This window comes from Nocardia fodinahabitans, from assembly GCF_052983615.1.
The window spans coordinates 4,674,023-4,690,260 of record NZ_JBRJJC010000001.1; the positions used below are offsets into that span (position 1 = coordinate 4,674,023).

The window sequence follows — 16,238 nt, forward strand, 5'->3', positions numbered from 1 at the left end:
GGTGACGCGGGTCGTCAGCGGTGCCGTTCGGCCAGGTCGTCGCCGAGGAGGACGAACACCTCGGTGACCTGGTCGATCAGTTCCTCGCGGGTCAGGTCCAGGTCGCCGGCCAGCCAGGTGGTGAGGGTCTGGGTCAACCCGCCGATGAGGTAGATCGCGCGGAAGTCGACGAGCTTCTGCGGTACCTCTACCCCGTAGAAACCGGTGCCCTCGGCGGCGACCAGCCGGGAGAACGCCCGCACCGTACGGGCGGTGCGCGCCCGTAGTTCCGGGGTCGCCATGCCCGCGATCAGCGCGGCCTTGGCCTTGCGCGGATCGTCGATGAGCACCGAGATGCCCGCGTCGATCGCCGCGCGCGACTGGGACCGGCTGTCGGGATCGGCCGTGGTCAGCGCCGTCACGATCGCGGCGGTCAGCTCCTCGGCGATGCGATCGAGCAGGGCCTCCAGTACGCCGTCGCGATGCTCGAAATTCTCGTAGTAGTAGCGCTCGTTCAGGCCGGCGCGGGCGCAGAGCCCGGCGACGGTGAGCTTGGTCTGCCCGTCCTCGGCGACGATGTCGAGCGCCGCGTCGAGGAGGGCGGTCCGGCGTTGGGCCTGTCGTTGTTCGGCCGAGACGCCACCGTAGGTGCGTTGTGCTGCCACAGCTCCCATTCTGCGTCCTGCCGTCGCGGGGAGGTTTTCTGGTAGAGACTCTTGCCAGATTATCAAATCTGGTGGATTCTATTGCCAGATGCACTCGACGAGGAGGCGCAGCATGGCCGCACGGCAGGGCGAACCCGGATATTTCGCCGACGATTCGATGATCCGACGGGTGATGAGCAAGCGGGCGGTAGGGCTGACCTATGGTGTCCGGGCGCTGGTGATCGGCGCGGTGCATCCGCTGCTGTTCGTCGGCACCAGCGAGCACACCGCGCATCGCGCGACGCCCTACACCCGGCTGGCCGTCACCGGCGCCCTGTTCGAGGCGGTCTTCCTCGGCAGCAGGACCGAGGCCGATCGCGCCCTGGCCTTCACCCGGCGCAAGCACGAGAAGGTGGTCGGCACCCTGCCCGAGGACGCGGGCGCGCACTATCCGGCGGGCACCGCCTACGCGGCCCACGATCCGCACCTGATGTTCATGACCATGGCCTTCACCTTCGACTCCGCCGAGGCGATGTACGACCGGCTGGTGCGCGAACTCACCGCCACCGAGCGCGAGGACCTCTACCAGGACTACCTCCGCTGGGGCGAGCTGTTCGGCATGCCGCGCGATGCCGCGCCCGCCGACTATCCGGCCTTCCGCCGGTACTTCGACAACTACCTGAACTCGGCCGAACTGTTCCTCACCGAAGAGGCCGATCTGGTCGGCTCGTATCTGGCCGGCCACCGCAAGGCCTATCGCCTGCGGCCGCCCGCCGAGCAGGTCGGGACGGCGCTGTATCTGCTGGTGCAGGGCAGTCTGCCGACGCGGATCCGGAACATGTACGGCATCGAATGGGGGATCGCCGATCAGCTGGCCTACGCCACGCTGTGTCGTAGCCTCCGGGCCGCGCACGTCGCGCCGCCGCTGGCACCCCGGGTCCTGGCCGGCGCGCTCGCCGGGCCGAGCACACCCTCCTACCAGCTGCTGGCCCGCCGCGAACAGCGAATGGTCAAGGCGGGCAAGCCGAGCATGCCCGGCGTCGATCCGCGCAACTGGGTGCAGCGAAATGCCGCGGTGTGACCGGCGGGCCCGGAGGCGGTAGCGCAGTGTAACCACGCAGGGCCCTCGGGGCGCACCGCCCGACAAAACAGTTTGAGTGTCATGGAAAGATCGGGGGCATGTCCAGTCCTGCCCCGGCCGCGACGGCCGAACGCAAGCAGCGGGTGCTGTCGGGCATCCAGCCCACCAGCGACTCCTTCCACCTCGGCAACTACCTGGGTGCGCTGCAGTACTGGGTGACCATGCAGGACGACTACGACGCGCTGTACTTCATCCCGGACATGCACGCGATCACCGTCAGCCAGGACCCCAAGGCGCTGCGGGCCCGCACCAAGGCCGCCGCCGCGCAGCTGCTCGCGCTCGGCATCGACCCGAAGAAGTCCACCCTGTTCGTGCAGAGCCAGGTGCCCGAGCACGCCGAACTGGCCTGGGTCCTGAGCTGCATCACCGGTTTCGGTGAGGCCAGCCGGATGACCCAGTTCAAGGACAAGTCGGTCAAGCAGGGCGCGGACAACGCGACCGTCGGTCTGTTCACCTATCCGGTGCTGATGGCCGCCGACATCCTGCTCTACCGCCCGCACCAGGTGCCGGTCGGCGAGGATCAGCGCCAGCACCTGGAGCTGACCCGAAACCTGGCCCAGCGCTTCAACACCCGATTCAAGAAGACCTTCGTCGTACCGGAGCCGCACATCGTCAAGGGCACGGCCAAGATCTTCGACCTGCAGGATCCGACCGCGAAGATGAGCAAGTCGGCCGTCACCGACGCGGGTCTGATCAACCTGCTCGACGATCCCAAGGTCACCGCGAAGAAGGTCAAGTCGGCGGTCACCGACACCGAGCGCGAGATCCGCTACGACCCGGAGCACAAGGCGGGCGTGAGCAACCTGCTGGTGATCCTGAGCTCGCTCACCGAAACCCCGATCGTCACCCTGGAGGAGAATTTCGCGGGCAAGGGCTACGGTGATCTCAAGGCCGACGTGGCCGACGCGCTGGTCGAATTCGTCACTCCCGTCCAGCAGAAGGTGCAGGAATACCTCTCGGATCAGGCCGAACTGGACCGGATCCTGGCCTCGGGTGCCGAGCGGGCGCGCGAGATCGCAGGTAACACACTGGCGCAGGTGTACGACCGGGTGGGCTTCCTGGCTCGCTGACCCGGTGTGCGCCTGCGGTTTCGGCCGAAAGGGCGCGTGCCATGCAGCTCGTCGACAATATCTCGGCCGCGGTCGAGAAGCAGATCGGGCGCAGGCCCTGGCTGGATCATCTGGTCAGGGCGGGCGGCCGATTCCAGCAGCAGCGCGGTGACTACTACGCCGCGGGCATCACGTATTTCACTGTGCTGTCGCTGTTTCCGCTACTGATGGTGGCGTTCTCGGTGGCCGGTTTCATCCTGGCCGGGCAGCCCGAGTTGCTCACCCGGCTCCAGGACAGCGTCGTGGAGAACATGCCGGGTTCCTTCGGTACCCAGATCAACGACCTGATCGACCAGGCGATCAGCTCGCGCGGCACGGTCGGTCTGCTCGGTCTGCTCGTCGGTCTGTACACCGGGCTCGGCTGGATCGCGAATCTGCGGGCGGCGCTCACCGAGCAGTGGGAGGTGCAGAGTCCCGAAAGCCCGTGGTGGCGCAGCAAGCTGTCGGATCTGGGCGCGCTGGTCGGCCTCGGCCTGGCGTTCGTGGTCTCGCTCGGGCTGTCGGCGATCGCGTCGAGCGGGCTCGGCGCGCAGGTGCTCTCGGCGATCGGGGTCGAGCATCTGCCCGGCGCGCCGGCGGTGCTCGCGGTGGTGTCGATCGCGCTCGGTCTGCTGGCCTCGTGGGCGGTGTTCGCCTGGATGATTGCCCGCCTCCCGCGCGAACCGGTCTCGCTGCGCAGCGCGGCGCGCGCGGCGGCGCTGGCGGCGATCGCGTTCGAGATCTTCAAGCAGATCGCCGCCATCTACCTGCAGGTGGTGCTGCGGAGTCCGGCGGGCGCGACGTTCGGCTCGATCATCGGTCTGATGGTGTTCAGCTACATCTCCTATCGCATCCTGCTGTTCGCCACCGCCTGGGCGGCGACCTCCTCCGACAACGAACGCGAGGCCGAGATCGCGCCGCCGAACGCGGTGGTCATCCGGCCGCGGGTGGTCGATCGCGGCATGTCGACCGGTGCGGGTGCCGCCTACTTCGGCGCCGGCGCGATCGCCGCGCTGGCGCTGCTGGTGTTCGGCAAGCGCCGCTGACCAGGCGCTGTGTGATTCAGCGCCTGTGCCGGTACGCCCGCCGCGCCCACAGCAGCAGCGCCATCACCAGCACCGGCCCGCCGATCAGGGTCGCCACCCGCGCGGCCTGATGGGGCTGCTGTTCCGGTTGGGCCTGGGTGCCGTCGGCGCGCGGCGGCGGCGTGGCCAGCGGGACGCTGGGTTGCACTGCCGCACTGCCTGATTCGGGCAGCTTGCCGATCCGGGCGTCGGCGTCGAGCGCGAAACCGTAGTCCAGCAGCCGGGCCGCCTGCTCCCACGGCCGGATGGGGCGCACGTCGGCCTTGAGCAGGGTGACGACCAACCGGTGCCCATCGCGTTCGGCGGCGGCGACGAAAGTCTGCCTGGCGTCGTCGGTGAAGCCGGTCTTGCCGCCGATCGCGCCCGCGTAGTTGTAGAGCAGCTGGTTGTCGTTGGCGATCGGGAATCCCGGATGGTCCTTGTCGTCGGGGATCTTCGGATCGGCCGGATAGCCGGGGAAGTCGGCCTGCTCGGTGTGGATGAGTTCGGCGAACAGCGGGATGCTCATCGCCTCGCGGAACAGCACCGAGAGATCGTAGGCCGAGGTGCTCATGCCGGGGCCGTCCAGCCCGGACGGCGTGGCCGCGCGAGTATCCAACGCGCGCAACGACTTCGCCACGTCGTTCATCTTCGCCACGGTCGCCTTGTCGCCGCCGAGCTGGGTGGCGATCGCGTGCGCGGCGTCGTTGCCCGAGCACATGATCAGCGCCTGCATGAGCTGGCGGTTGGTGTACTGCCCACCTGGTCCGATGCCGACCCTGGTGCCGTCGACGTCGGCGTCGTCCTGGGTGCCGATGACGACCGTGTCCAAGTCCAAGGTGCGCAGCGCGACGATGGCGAGCGCGACCTTGATGGTGCTGGCGGGCCGGTAGCGGCCGTGCGGGTCCTTGGCTGCCAGTACCCGGCCGGTGTCGAGGTCCGACACCATCCACGAGGTGGCCGAGATGTCGGCGGGCAGCGGGGGCGCGCCCGTGGGCAGGACGACGCCGCACTCGCTCAGCCGGTCGCCGCCGATGGCGGGCGACGGTACCGGCAGCGCGCTCGGCGTCGGCTCGCCCGGCGCGGGCACCTCGGAGGTGTCGACCGGGGGCGGCGGCTGCGTCTTCTGCGGGCAGCTGTCGGTGTTCGGGGTGGTGAACGGGGGCGTGGTCGTCGTGCCCGAGCCGCTGTTCGGTAGTGCGTCGGTCGGCGGCACGGCGGTGGCGGTGGAAGTGCAGGCCATGACCGCGGCGATCGCGGCGGCGCCGAGGGTGCAGGCGGCGCGCACGCCGAGTTCGCGGATCTTCATCGCATCAGAGAGTAGCGAGCCCTCGCGGCGGCGGCGCGTCGGCCGGGGGCGAGCTCTTGACATAGACAATCAAATGAGAGTTACTAGCAAAAGACTGTAACTCTCATTATTGGAGGAGATATGCGGACGGAATCCACCCGCCGCTGGCTGGCTCTCGGCGCGCTCGCCCTGGCCATGCTCACGATCGGGCTCGACGTCACGGTGCTCACTGTCGCGCTGCCGACCCTCGCGGTCGACCTGCACGCGAATACCGCTGCGCTGCAATGGTTCAGCAGCGCCTACACGCTCGCGCTGGCCGCGCTGATGCTGCCCGCCGGCGCGCTCGGCGACCGGTACGGGCGCAAGAAGGTCCTGCTCGCGGCGCTCGTGCTGTTCGGTGTGGCCTCGGTGGCCTGCGCGTTCGCCGCATCGGCCGGCCAGCTGATCGTGGCGCGGGTGGTGCTCGGCATCGCCGCCGCCGCGCTGGTGCCGCTGTCGATGTCGGTGCTGCCGGTGCTGTTCACCGACCCCGTCGAGCGGCAGCGCGCGCTGACGATCTGGGTCACCTCGACCGCCATCGGCCTGCCGCTCGGCCCGATCCTCGGCGGCTGGCTGCTGCAGCACTTCTGGTGGGGTTCGGTGTTCCTGATCAACGTGCCGCTGGTCGTCGTCGGCGCGCTGGCCGTCGCCACCCTGGTGCCGGAATCGCAGAGCGACCACATTTTTCGCGTCGATCTCTTCGGCGCACTGCTTTCGGCGGCAGGCATGCTCGGGCTGACCTACGGTTTCATCCGGATCGGTGAACGCGGCTGGGACGACCTGGCCGGCTGGCTCGTCGTCGCGGCCGGGGCGGCGACGCTCGCCGTGTTCGGGTGGTGGCAGCGCCGCACCGAGTATCCGCTGATCGACCTCGCGCTGTTCGCCGCGCCCGGCTTCCGGTGGGGCACCGCGATCTCGATCCTGGTCAGCTTCGCGATGTTCGGCATGTTCTTCACCGTCCCGCAGTACTTGCAGGCCGTGCTCGGCGTCGACGCGCTCGGCAGCGGGCTGCGGCTGCTGCCGTTGATCGGCGGACTCGTCATCGGCAGCAGACTGGTCGACCTGCTGCTGCCCAGGCTCGGCGTGCGGGTGGTGATCACCGCCGGACTGCTCGTGCTCGCCGGTGGCCTCGGACTCGGCGCGTTCACCACGGTCGAGAGCGGTTTCGGGCTGACAGCGCTGTGGACGACGGTGCTCGGCGCAGGGATGGGCCTGGTCATGCCCGCCGCGGTCGGCCTGGCGATGGGCGAGCTGACCGCCGAACGTTCGGGCTCGGGTTCGGCACTGCTGCAAGCGCTTCGGCAGGCGGGCGGCACCATCGGTGTGGCTGTACTCGGCACCGTGCTGTCCACCCGGTACCGGGCCGACCTCGGCGCGCTCGACCGTGCGCCGATCTCGGACGGTGTCAACGCAGGCGTCGCGGTCGCGCGCGAGACCGGCGATCCGGCGATGCTGGGGCAGGTGCAGCAGGCCTTCGTCGCGGGCATGGACACGATGCTCGGGCTGTGCGCGGCGCTGTGTCTGGTCGCCGGACTCGTGACCGCGCTGGGGCTGCGGCGACCGGCGGCACCGGTTACCGACTCGGATGCGGCAGAATCGATACATGCCGGTTGAGATGTCGCTACGCGAGCGGAAGAAGGAGCGGACCCGCCGAACCATCCGGGTCGAGGCGTTCCGGCTGTTCCGGGAACAGGGCTACACCGAGACGACGGTGGAGCAGATCGCGGCGGCGGCCGAGGTGTCCCCGAGTACCTTCTTCCGCTACTTTCCGACCAAGGAACAGCTGGTCATCGCCGACGACCAGGACCAGGTGATGATCGAGGAGCTGGCCACGCTTCCGCGCGGCCTGAATCCGATCACCGCCATCCGCACCGCGACCGCGGCGGTGTTCGGGAGGATGTCGCCCGCCGACCTCGCCTTCGAGCAGGAACGGCAGGCGCTGCTGTTCCACGTGCCGGAACTACGCTCGGCGATCGGATTGGAATTTCTGCGCAGTATCGAACTCGCCGCCCAGATGCTGGCCGACTACACAGGTCGGTCCGCGGACGATTTCGATGTGCGGGTAGCCGCGGGCGCGATGATCGGCTCCATGCTCGCCATCGCGCCCGCCACTCCGATGAATGTCACCAACGTCAGCGACGCCCTGACATTCCTGCAGGCAGGCCTGCCGTTCGACGATCTGGCTTGATCACTCCGACTTGCCGTGCTGCACGGGGCAGCCGTGGGCCAGCGGGCCGAGCAGCTTGTTGTTGTCGTAGAAGTGCTCGAGCTCGAGGATGCGCAGGTCTTCGCTGACCCGGGCGATGGTGACGCCGAACATCTCGATCTGCTCACCGGTGGGCTGGTGGCCCTTGTACTCGCCCTCGTACCGGCCCCAGTGCCGCCAGCGGAAGCTCACCGTCGGCGGGCCGGACAGCACCTCGATGACCTCCCAGAAGAAGCCGCCGGGAAACGCGGTGTGGAAGACGTGGTGCGAGGACTCGAAGGTCTCGTTCGCCGCCTCGTAGTACGGGTTGTCGCCGATCAGGATGTTGTAGCTGCCGATCCGCGCGAATTCCTCGGCATCCTGCCACTCGCCGCCGTTGACCCGGCCGCGGTACTGCTCGGCGACCACCGACAGCCAGGTGGCCGGATCGCCCTTGTGTGAGACCTCCATCTCGAAGACCTTCACCAGGTCCTCGACGATCGCCTCGAGCGAGCCGGGGGCGTGCTCGGTCGTGCGCTCGCGCGGGATCACCTCATGGCTGAGTTCGTAGTCCGGGACGTTGCCACGCCATTCGGTCGGCGCCGCCGCGGCGATCACCGCTTCGCGGCCCTGCAGCCACAGCGGGGCCTCCGGCTCGGGATTCTGCTCGGCGTGCGTATCTGTCACATCCACAGTCATTTTCGGTCTACCCGACCCTTTCGGAAAAGCTCGTAGAACCGGTCGAAGGTAACAGTGACCGCTCCGCCGCGCCCGCCGCGTCTCAGCAGGTGAGAATTACGAAATACTGAACTGTGTTCTGTGACAACGTTTTCGGAACCGCTATGAGACAGCGTGCGGATGGTGTCCGAGTCTGGCGGGTGTCTCGTCGTCCATGGTCGCGAAGAATTCGCCGAGCACGCCGACGATCTGATCCACCGATTCCGCGCAAAACAACTCCGGCTGGTAGTGGGTGATGTCGTAGTCGATGGTGCCCATCGCGGCGACGTCGAGCGGGCGTAGCCGGGCGTGCCGGAATTCGTCGATCTCGCCGTACGAGGACAGCAAACCGGCGCCGTAACAGCGGATCTCGCCGCCCTCACGGACGACACCGAACTCCATCGAGAACCAGAACACATCGGCCAGGAATTTCAGTGCCGTCTCGGTCTCCAAGCGAGCGACCGCGGCGCCGACCGTCTCGTAGAGCGCGGCGAATTTCGGGCTCGCGATCTGATTCGCGTGGCCGATGATCTCGTGGATCGCGTCGGGCTCCGGGGTGTAGAGCGGGGCCGAGTGGTGGCGGATGTACTGGGTGGAGTGGAAGGTGCGCTCGGCGAAGGAGCCGAAGAACTCGCGCAGCGGGACGAGACCGGCGGCAGGCACGTAGCTGAAGCCGGTCAGCGGTGCGAGCAGCCTCGACACCTCGTCCAGCTGCGGGATGTGATCGCGCGGCAGAGCCAGCGCCGCCGCTGCCTCGCGCACCTCGCCGCACGCGTAGATCTCGTGCTTGCGGGCCAGTTCGGCCGAGGCGATCCGCCACACCTGCTGCTCGTCCTCGGTGTAGTCGATCTGCGGAACGGGGGAGCCCGGCCGGTAGTCCAGCGCCATGGCTGCGATGGCGTTGCGGCGCGCGCGATAGTCCTTGTCGTCGACGCCGGGATGATCCGCGCTCAGATGCACAGTGACATCGCCGTCGCGCTCGCGCGTGACCGGGGAGTACAGCTGTGCCTCGGTGAACATGCCTCCAGGCAAGCACCGCGCGTGCACATCGACAACAACGACGCGCACAACTGCGCAAACTGCACAGTTCTCGTGGCGAAGAGGCGCTGATTCCGGCGACCATCAGCGTTTTCTGTGCGCTTGCTGGCGAGCGCTCGCGATGTTCCCGATCGGTTGCTGTGCGGACTTGCGAACGCGGGTATTCGGTAACGACGCGGTGAATCGGCGGACGCGTCCGGCGCGAATAACGCAAGATTGCGATCGACGAAGGAGGACGATTGCGATCCCTGCGGATAGATCTCGATCAGCACCTGCTGGCCGCGGCAGCCGACATCATGGGCACCGCCGACAGCAACGCGACCGTCAACGAGGCGTTGCGGCGCATCGTCGTGCACGAGCGTCAACTACGCAATCTCGAACGGCTGATGGCCGATTCGATCTTCAGCACGCCACGGGAGGACGAGCGGGCGGTGATCGTCGGCGCGGACGCGGTGGCCGAAGGATAGCTCGGGCACGAATGTGTCGGTACCCGCTGGCATCATCGGTCTCGTCACCGATCCGCAGGGGGAACGATGTCGGTACCGATCGCGAATCTGCCCGTAGCCCAACGCCCGCGTGAGCGCTTGCTGCTGCTCGGCCCGCACGCGCTCAGCGATGTCGAGCTGCTCGCGCTGCTGCTCGGGCAGGGCACACGCGGACAGTCCACGCTCGAGCTCGCGGCGCACCTGCTCGGCGAGTACGGCGGATTGGCCGAGCTCGCCGCCGCCCGCCCGGAGGAACTGGCGCGCAGAACGGGCATCGGCCCAGCAAAAGCAGCGACGGTGATCGCCGCCTTCCACCTCGGCACCCGCTCGCGCACCACCGGATCGGTGCCGCGGCTGAGCACACCCGCCGACATCGCCCGCGTCGCGGTGCCGCTGTTCGCCGGCGCCAGGGTCGAACGCCTGCTCGTCCTGATCTGCGACACCCAGCATCGCTTGCGCCACCGCGCCTTCGTCGCCGAGGGCGCCATCGACCACGTCGCCGTCCCGGTCCGGGAAGTCCTCAACACCGTCCTGCGCCACGACGGCCGCGCCTTCGCCGTCGTGCACAACCACCCCTCCGGCGACCCCACCCCCAGCACCGACGACCGCCGCGCGGGCACCCTCCTGTCCCGCGCCGCCGACATCGTCGGCCTGCGTTACCTCGACCACCTCGTCATCGCTACGGCGAATCCTGGTCCACCGCCCCACCGCTGGACTGAAGCCCTACTGCTCGATGTCGGCGGCGCGGAGGCGGGACATGGCGGTGGGGTCGGGCCAGTGGCGGGCTTCGAAGCGGGTGGGTTCGAGGGTGGGCAGGGGGGTGAGGCCGAGGATTTCGACGACGGTGGGGAAGGGGACGGTGCAGACCAGATCGACCTCGTCGTTGTCGTCGCGGCGCAGGAAGCGAACGACGTCGGTCTCCGGGAGCAGGTATTCCACGCCCTCGCCCCAGACCACCGAGGTGAAGGCGCCGTCGGTGGTCTCCTCATAGTTGACCGTGGCCGCGTAGGCGGGGGCGATGTCGAGGTCGGGCAGGTCGCGGCAACTCTCGAACATGTCGTTCAAATGGTCTGTCTGGATGCTGTATTCGGTCGCGGCCAGGCCGGCGCGCGCCCGCAGCGCCAGCGGCATCGACGGGTGCGGGCCCGCCTCGTCGAAGGGGACGACGGTGCCGTGCTCGTCGACCGTGTAGCCCTGCGGCGACACCGGGCGGGCCGCGTCGCGGTACTGCTGCTCGATCATCTCGAACACCTCGACCAGCAGCTCCGGATCGTCGGGAACGACCAGCAGGGAATCGTTCTCGGCGATGAACGCGACCGGGCGGGCCGTACCGCCCGCGTATCCGGCCAGCCAGCCCGGCACCAGCAGCCAGGAGGCGAAGTAGGAATCGCCGTCGTCGACGAAGCGCAGGATCTGTAGTTCCGCAGGGGAGCCGGGCTTGCTCAGCGCCATCAGATTGTCGCGCGCCGCGGCGAAGACCTGCTCGGCGTCGACCCCCCAGGACTCGACCTGCTCGACGGACACGAACGACCTGGTCCGCGGCAGATCGACGACGACGACCTCGTCGATGAACGGGAACGCCGCGCGGTGCAGCGGCCGCGGGCCGTCCTGTCCCAGCGTCACCGGCCGCAGCACCGAACGCAGCATCGGACGGACCGAATTCCAGTCACCCGGCACATCGTCGGAGCTGGTCATCGCGGCGACGAAGGCGGTGATGCGTTCTTCGCGCTCCGCGGGGCCGAGGTTTCGGCACTCGCGAAAGATGTTGTCCAGGAAGATCACCCGGCCGTCACTGTGATGCACGCTGAAGTCGTCGGCCGAGTACTCGGCATCGCCGATCCCGTGCGCCCGCACGCTCGTCATCACGGTTTCCACGAATTGCTCGCGTTCCATCGCCGCGTCACTCCCCGTCCCTGTCGGTTACCGTCGATCTTCACCCACCGCAGGCGACACTGTCGAGACGTCGGTTGCTCAGTCGGCGAAACCGGTGGTGCGGGCCAGGTCGGCGAGCATGGCGTCGAACATGATCTCCGGGTCGGCCAGCGGGATCGGGTAGTTGCCGAACACCTCGAGGGTGACGTGGCCGAACAGCCGGGCCCAGATCTGCACCATCAGATAGGTGACACCCAGGTCCAGCTTCTCGGCCGGGAACTTCTGGCCGGACTCCGAGAGCATGGCCAGCAGCTCGGTCTGGAAGGCGACGAGATCCTCGCGCAGCTCGACCGGGATGGTCTCGCCGGGCGGGGTGGCGATCTCGAAGCCCACCAGCAGCCTGCCCGCCGCGGCGAGGAAGATCCGGCCGAAGGGCTCGTCGAAGCGGCGCATCATCGATCGGCCCGAGGTGGGCGAGGCGAAGACCAGGGTGAATTCCCGGGGATTCGCCAGCGCCCACCGCCGGAAACCGCGGCAGATGGCCAGGAACTGCACCGCGCCGTCGTCGGACAGCACGGCGATCTCCGCCGACAGGAACGCGGCCAGATCGGTGCAGAACTCCACCCGCAACCGCTCGATCAGCTCGTCGCGTGAGGCGTAGTGCCGATAGAGCGCGGGCGCGGTGACGCCGAGTTCGCGCGCGATCGCGCGCAGGGTGACCGCGTCCGGGCCCTGGGCGGCCAGCAGCGCCCTGGCGACCCGCCGGATATCGCCGTCGGTCACCACCGGCGCCCGGCCGCGCGCCTTGCCCGTCACCCGGCCACCCCCTCGATCGTCTTCGGGTTCAAGCGTATTCGACTTCCCAGCGCTTGATGCCGTTGAGCCAGCCGCTGCGCAGCCGCACCGGTTCGGAGACCTGGCGCAGGTTCGGCATCGCGTCGGCAATGGCATTGAACATCAGATCGATCTCCAGGCGGGCCAGATTCGCGCCGACGCAGTAGTGCGTGCCGGTGCCGCCGAAACCGACGTGCGGATTGGGGTTGCGCAGCACGTCGAACTCGAACGGGTTGGCGAAGGCCTCCTCGTCGAAGTTGGCCGAGCTGTAGAACAGCCCGATCCGCTGGCCCTTCTTGATCTGCTGCCCGCCCAGTTCCAGGTCGCGGGTGGCGGTGCGCTGGAACGCGGTCACCGGGGTCGCCCAGCGCACGATCTCGTCCGGCGCGGTGCGCGGGCGCTGCTCCTTGTAGAGCTCCCACTGGGCGGGGTTGTCGACGAAGGCCTTCATACCGTGGGTGATCGAGTTGCGGGTGGTCTCGTTGCCCGCGACGGCGAGCAGGATGACGAAGAAGGCGAACTCGTCCGAGCCGAGATGCTCACCGTCGACGTCGGCGTTCACCAGCTGGGTGACGATGTCGGACGCGGGACAGCCGCGGCGTTGTTCGGCCATGTTCCAGGCGTAGCCCATCACCTCGGCGGTGGCCACGTGATGGTTGCCCTCGAACTCCGGATCGTCGTAGGAGATCATCTGGTTGGTCCAGTCGAACAGCTTCATCCGGTCCTCCTGCGGCACCCCGATCAGCTCGGCGATGGCCTGCAGTGGCAGCTCGCACGCGACCTGCTCGACGAAATCGCCCCGGCCCGACTTCTTGGCCTCCCACACGATCCGCTCGGCCCGCTCGGTGAGCGCGGCGCGCAGGTTCTCCACCGCGCGCGGGGTGAAGCCCTTGGACACGATGCGGCGGATCTTGGTGTGCTGCGGCGGATCCAGGTTCAGCATCAGCATGTTGCCGAGCATGTCGATCTGCTCGCGGGTGGTCTCCTCGTTGAACCGGATGATCGCGGTGTTCTCGTGCGAGGAGAAGTCGTCGGGGTTCTTCGAGATCTCCTTGATGTCGGCCAGCTTGGACACCACCCAGTAGCCGCCGTCGTCGAACCCGCTGGCGCGGTCCGGCTGGGCGCACCACCAGACCGGCGCGGTGCGCCGCAACTCGGCGAACTCTTCGATGGGCAGTCGGCTGGCGAGCAGGTCGGGATCGGTGAAATCGAACCCCGCGGGGATGTTGGTGCTGGTCACGGCTATCTCCTCCGGTCCGGTGCGCGGACGTCACAACGTGATGTGGAACACGTTCCTGACGATGAAACCACGAATCGCACGTTTATGAACAGCGTTTAGTAATACCTGTTTACAAAATGTGCCGAGGAGATTCGAGCGGTTTGCCGACCGCGATCACCGCCGGCTGGGCAAGATGGCCGCGTGGACCTGCCGTTTCTGCGCGCGAACCCGCATCTGCTGCCGACCTTCCTCGCGCACCAGCGCCTGCGCACGACGCCCGTACCGGGCGGCTCCATCAGCGTCGCCGAGCGGATCGTGCTCGACGACGGGACCCATCTGTTCCTCAAGACCTGGCCGGGTGGCGCGTCGGCCGCGCCGACGGAGGCGGCCACCGCCGCGCCCGCCGGTCTCTTCGCGGCCGAAGCGGACGGTCTGCGCTGGCTGTGCGAGGCGGATGGGGTCGCGGTGCCCGAGGTGTACGCGGTCACCGAGGAACTGCTGCTCCTGGAATGGATCGAGCACGCCGAGCCGACCCGCGCCGCCGCCGAACGCTTCGGTGCCGGCCTGGCACACACCCACCGGGCGGGCGCGCCGACCTTCGGCGCCGCCACCGACAGCTTCCTCGCCCGGCCTGTCCCTGGACAACACTCCCGGCGACGACTGGCCGAGCTGGTACCGCGAACACCGCCTTCTGCCGTACCTGAAACTCGCCGTCGACGCGGGAGCCCTCGACCCCGCCGACGCTACGGTCGTCGAATCCATCCACATCGAAGCCCCCACCGAACCCCCGTCCCGCATCCATGGCGACCTCTGGCCCGGCAACATCCTGTGGGGCCCCGCCGACACCCCGTACCTCATCGACCCCGCCGCCCACGGTGGCCACCGCGAAACCGACCTCGCCACCCTCCACCTCTTCAGCGGCACGCCCCACCTCCCCCGAATCATCGGCGCCTACAACGAGAACTACCCCTTGGCCCCTGATTGGCGCACCCGCATCCCCCTCCACCAACTCCACCTCTGGCTGGCCCACGCCGTCCTTTTCGGGCGCTCTTATCGAACCGCCGTTCTGGACGCCGTGAGCCACTACCGCTAAGTCGTCGGAACGAACTCACGCGATCGCCGCGAGAGTCGCGGGCGCCTCCATCCGCCTACACCGCAATCTGCGTCGATATCGCCAGGCGCGCAGCCCATCCGGCTGCGGAGCGAGGTTCCAACCTACGAGCGGTCGTCGGCGCCTGACGGCGACCTGCACCACGTTCAGCCGTACCCGCCTGCGGCGCCGGGATACGGGCAGCCCGGGGTCCCGCTGTCCCCGGAGGGACAGAACACCGACCTACCATCCCGCGGCGTGCCAATGAATACCCCACAAATGCTCCCGAAATGCTTCTCACCTCAGTGCCATTTGCGAAACGTGAAGGCCGCCTGCATCTCTTGATGGAGGCGGCCTTCAGCGGGGCTTCGGGGAGCCGCCGAGGTCTGAGACGACACTGCTCAGAACGCGTCAGTCCAGAGGGGGAGTTCTTTCCAGTTACTGGGGAACCCCATCTCCTGAACAGTTCTGATACCGAACGCCGTGAAACTGCTGTCGACCAGTCGCGCGATCTTGCGTGTCCAGGTGTTGCCGGGCGAGGTCGTTGCCAGGAGAAACGCGACCAAGCAGATCGTGCCGTAAACGCTCTCGAATTGATCAGGTGGCAGGCCTTCGAACCCCGGTAGCCCCGCAAGAGCGGGAGTGCCGACGGGGGTCAGACGACGGTTCCACAGTCGACTGTGATGGGCGCAGGTGTTGCGGACGATCGTCAGGTGCAGGAGCCAGTTCGCCAGCGGTGGGTTCTGCTTCCACCGCTTGCGCTCCTTTCGCCGCTGGTTGACGGTGAGGTTGGGTGCCAGTGGTGGTGGTGTGATGGAGAACCATTGCATGATCTGTTGTTGGTCGATGCTGGTCATTCCGGCGAACAGTTTGCTCAGATCGCCGAAGTCGAGGACATCGGTAAGAACCCAGATCGGCATGTCACCGCCGTAGTTGGCGATGTGATGATCGACAGCGGCATCGTGGCCCTTGGCGCGATTGACTCGCCCACGGGCTACCGAGAGCCATGTGGTGTGGCCGATTGATCCGCAGAATTGTGGTCGGAATATATGCGATTGCTCGTAGGCGAGGGGGCCGTGGCCGCCCAGGGTGTAGCCGATCTGGCTTCGCATGGCGACCTCGATGCGCTCCAACCCGCTCAGCATCAGGTTCTTCAGATGTCGATCGAACTCGTACAGTCCGATCACCTCGGCGAACGATGTTCCGGGAACGAAGTTGTCGGTGAGCCTCGCAGGGTCTGCGGGATCTGGGGTGCGGAACGGATAGGCGTAACCGCTGAGCCGGTAGTAGCCAACTGCTCGGAGCCATCGATCGGCTAGGTCGGGCGATTCGATCGTCATTCCTCGCGCCAACAGCAACGCGATCTGATCCTCGATGGACAGGAACGGCTTGGGCGCTCGGACCGTTGGCATCCCCAGACCATACAAATCCGGCCCGCTCCTGACGAACAGGGCGGGCCGAACTATTGAGTAGATACTAACCCCTCAGCGCTAACCGCACAATTCGCCACGCCTTCGAACTCTGCGCTAGCGGGTCAGCGCCACGCGCCAACCCC

General features: G+C 67.7%; 16 protein-coding genes and 2 pseudogenes. 9 read left to right on the forward strand and 9 right to left on the reverse strand.

The annotated features are described in order from the left end of the window. Positions 1–14: 14 nt before the first annotated feature. On the reverse strand, positions 15–653 hold the full coding sequence (locus tag NV348_RS21685) for a TetR/AcrR family transcriptional regulator (protein ID WP_447148533.1): 639 nt from the start codon (positions 651–653) through the stop codon (positions 15–17). A gap of 103 nt (positions 654–756) precedes the next feature. On the opposite strand from NV348_RS21685, the gene NV348_RS21690 reads away from it, so the two are divergent. The 3 genes from NV348_RS21690 to yhjD all read left to right on the forward strand — a co-directional run bounded on the left by NV348_RS21690 (position 757) and on the right by yhjD (position 3,898). Further along, the gene (locus tag NV348_RS21690) at positions 757–1,704 is read left to right on the forward strand and encodes an oxygenase MpaB family protein (protein WP_447148534.1); all 948 of its coding nucleotides are present in this window, start codon (positions 757–759) and stop codon (positions 1,702–1,704) included. A 98-nt stretch (positions 1,705–1,802) separates the two neighbouring features. Then, positions 1,803–2,834 carry a tryptophan--tRNA ligase gene (gene trpS / locus NV348_RS21695; protein WP_447148535.1) on the forward strand — a complete coding sequence of 344 codons (1,032 nt, stop codon included), beginning with the start codon at positions 1,803–1,805 and terminating at the stop codon, positions 2,832–2,834. Between the two features lie 41 nt (positions 2,835–2,875). Continuing rightward, positions 2,876–3,898 carry an inner membrane protein YhjD gene (gene yhjD / locus NV348_RS21700; RefSeq protein ID WP_447148536.1) on the forward strand — a complete coding sequence of 341 codons (1,023 nt, stop codon included), beginning with the start codon at positions 2,876–2,878 and terminating at the stop codon, positions 3,896–3,898. A gap of 16 nt (positions 3,899–3,914) precedes the next feature. On the opposite strand, the gene NV348_RS21705 is transcribed toward yhjD, so the two are convergent. Further along, positions 3,915–5,225: a D-alanyl-D-alanine carboxypeptidase family protein gene (locus NV348_RS21705; RefSeq protein ID WP_447148537.1), complete on the reverse strand. Its 1,311-nt coding sequence runs from the start codon at positions 5,223–5,225 to the stop codon at positions 3,915–3,917. A 120-nt stretch (positions 5,226–5,345) separates the two neighbouring features. Between NV348_RS21705 and NV348_RS21710 the strand changes: the two genes are divergently transcribed. After that, positions 5,346–6,857, forward strand: coding sequence for an MFS transporter (locus tag NV348_RS21710; RefSeq protein WP_447148538.1), 1,512 nt, complete (start codon positions 5,346–5,348; stop codon positions 6,855–6,857). Continuing rightward, positions 6,847–7,431, forward strand: coding sequence for a TetR family transcriptional regulator (locus NV348_RS21715; RefSeq protein ID WP_447148539.1), 585 nt, complete (start codon positions 6,847–6,849; stop codon positions 7,429–7,431). The genes NV348_RS21710 and NV348_RS21715 overlap by 11 nt, the downstream gene beginning before the upstream one ends. Here NV348_RS21715 and NV348_RS21720 read toward each other — a convergent pair whose 3' ends face one another. Then, positions 7,432–8,115 carry a SnoaL-like polyketide cyclase gene (locus NV348_RS21720; protein ID WP_447148540.1) on the reverse strand — a complete coding sequence of 228 codons (684 nt, stop codon included), beginning with the start codon at positions 8,113–8,115 and terminating at the stop codon, positions 7,432–7,434. Positions 8,116–8,268: 153 nt separating this feature from the next. Beyond that, positions 8,269–9,165 carry a phenylalanine 4-monooxygenase gene (locus NV348_RS21725; protein WP_447148541.1) on the reverse strand — a complete coding sequence of 299 codons (897 nt, stop codon included), beginning with the start codon at positions 9,163–9,165 and terminating at the stop codon, positions 8,269–8,271. A 257-nt stretch (positions 9,166–9,422) separates the two neighbouring features. Between NV348_RS21725 and NV348_RS21730 the strand changes: the two genes are divergently transcribed. Further along, complete coding sequence (locus NV348_RS21730; RefSeq protein WP_447148542.1) at positions 9,423–9,650, forward strand: type II toxin-antitoxin system VapB family antitoxin; 228 nt, start codon at positions 9,423–9,425, stop codon at positions 9,648–9,650. Between the two features lie 66 nt (positions 9,651–9,716). Continuing rightward, a pseudogene (locus tag NV348_RS21735) lies at positions 9,717–10,292 on the forward strand (JAB domain-containing protein); the annotation flags it as partial. A 99-nt stretch (positions 10,293–10,391) separates the two neighbouring features. Here the strand turns inward: NV348_RS21735 and NV348_RS21740 are convergent. From NV348_RS21740 to NV348_RS21755, 4 genes are all read right to left on the reverse strand, one after another. Next, a complete protein-coding gene (locus NV348_RS21740) occupies positions 10,392–11,561 on the reverse strand; it encodes a DUF1444 domain-containing protein (RefSeq protein WP_447151229.1) in 1,170 nt (389 codons plus the stop codon). 78 nt (positions 11,562–11,639) lie between these two features. Then, a complete protein-coding gene (locus NV348_RS21745; protein WP_447148543.1) occupies positions 11,640–12,356 on the reverse strand; it encodes a TetR/AcrR family transcriptional regulator in 717 nt (238 codons plus the stop codon). A 28-nt stretch (positions 12,357–12,384) separates the two neighbouring features. Next, positions 12,385–13,614 carry a cytochrome P450 gene (locus NV348_RS21750; protein ID WP_447148544.1) on the reverse strand — a complete coding sequence of 410 codons (1,230 nt, stop codon included), beginning with the start codon at positions 13,612–13,614 and terminating at the stop codon, positions 12,385–12,387. Between the two features lie 153 nt (positions 13,615–13,767). Continuing rightward, positions 13,768–13,929 carry a hypothetical protein gene (locus NV348_RS21755; protein WP_447148545.1) on the reverse strand — a complete coding sequence of 54 codons (162 nt, stop codon included), beginning with the start codon at positions 13,927–13,929 and terminating at the stop codon, positions 13,768–13,770. Here NV348_RS21755 and NV348_RS21760 point away from each other — a divergent pair. Next, a pseudogene (locus NV348_RS21760) lies at positions 13,909–14,160 on the forward strand (fructosamine kinase family protein); the annotation flags it as partial. The gene NV348_RS21755 and the pseudogene NV348_RS21760 overlap by 21 nt on opposite strands. After that, positions 14,048–14,686 carry a fructosamine kinase family protein gene (locus NV348_RS21765; RefSeq protein ID WP_447148546.1) on the forward strand — a complete coding sequence of 213 codons (639 nt, stop codon included), beginning with the start codon at positions 14,048–14,050 and terminating at the stop codon, positions 14,684–14,686. The pseudogene NV348_RS21760 and the gene NV348_RS21765, both read left to right, overlap by 113 nt. A 398-nt stretch (positions 14,687–15,084) precedes the next feature. On the opposite strand, the gene NV348_RS21770 is transcribed toward NV348_RS21765, so the two are convergent. Continuing rightward, a complete protein-coding gene (locus tag NV348_RS21770) occupies positions 15,085–16,095 on the reverse strand; it encodes an Abi family protein (protein ID WP_447148547.1) in 1,011 nt (336 codons plus the stop codon). Positions 16,096–16,238: the final 143 nt, after the last annotated feature.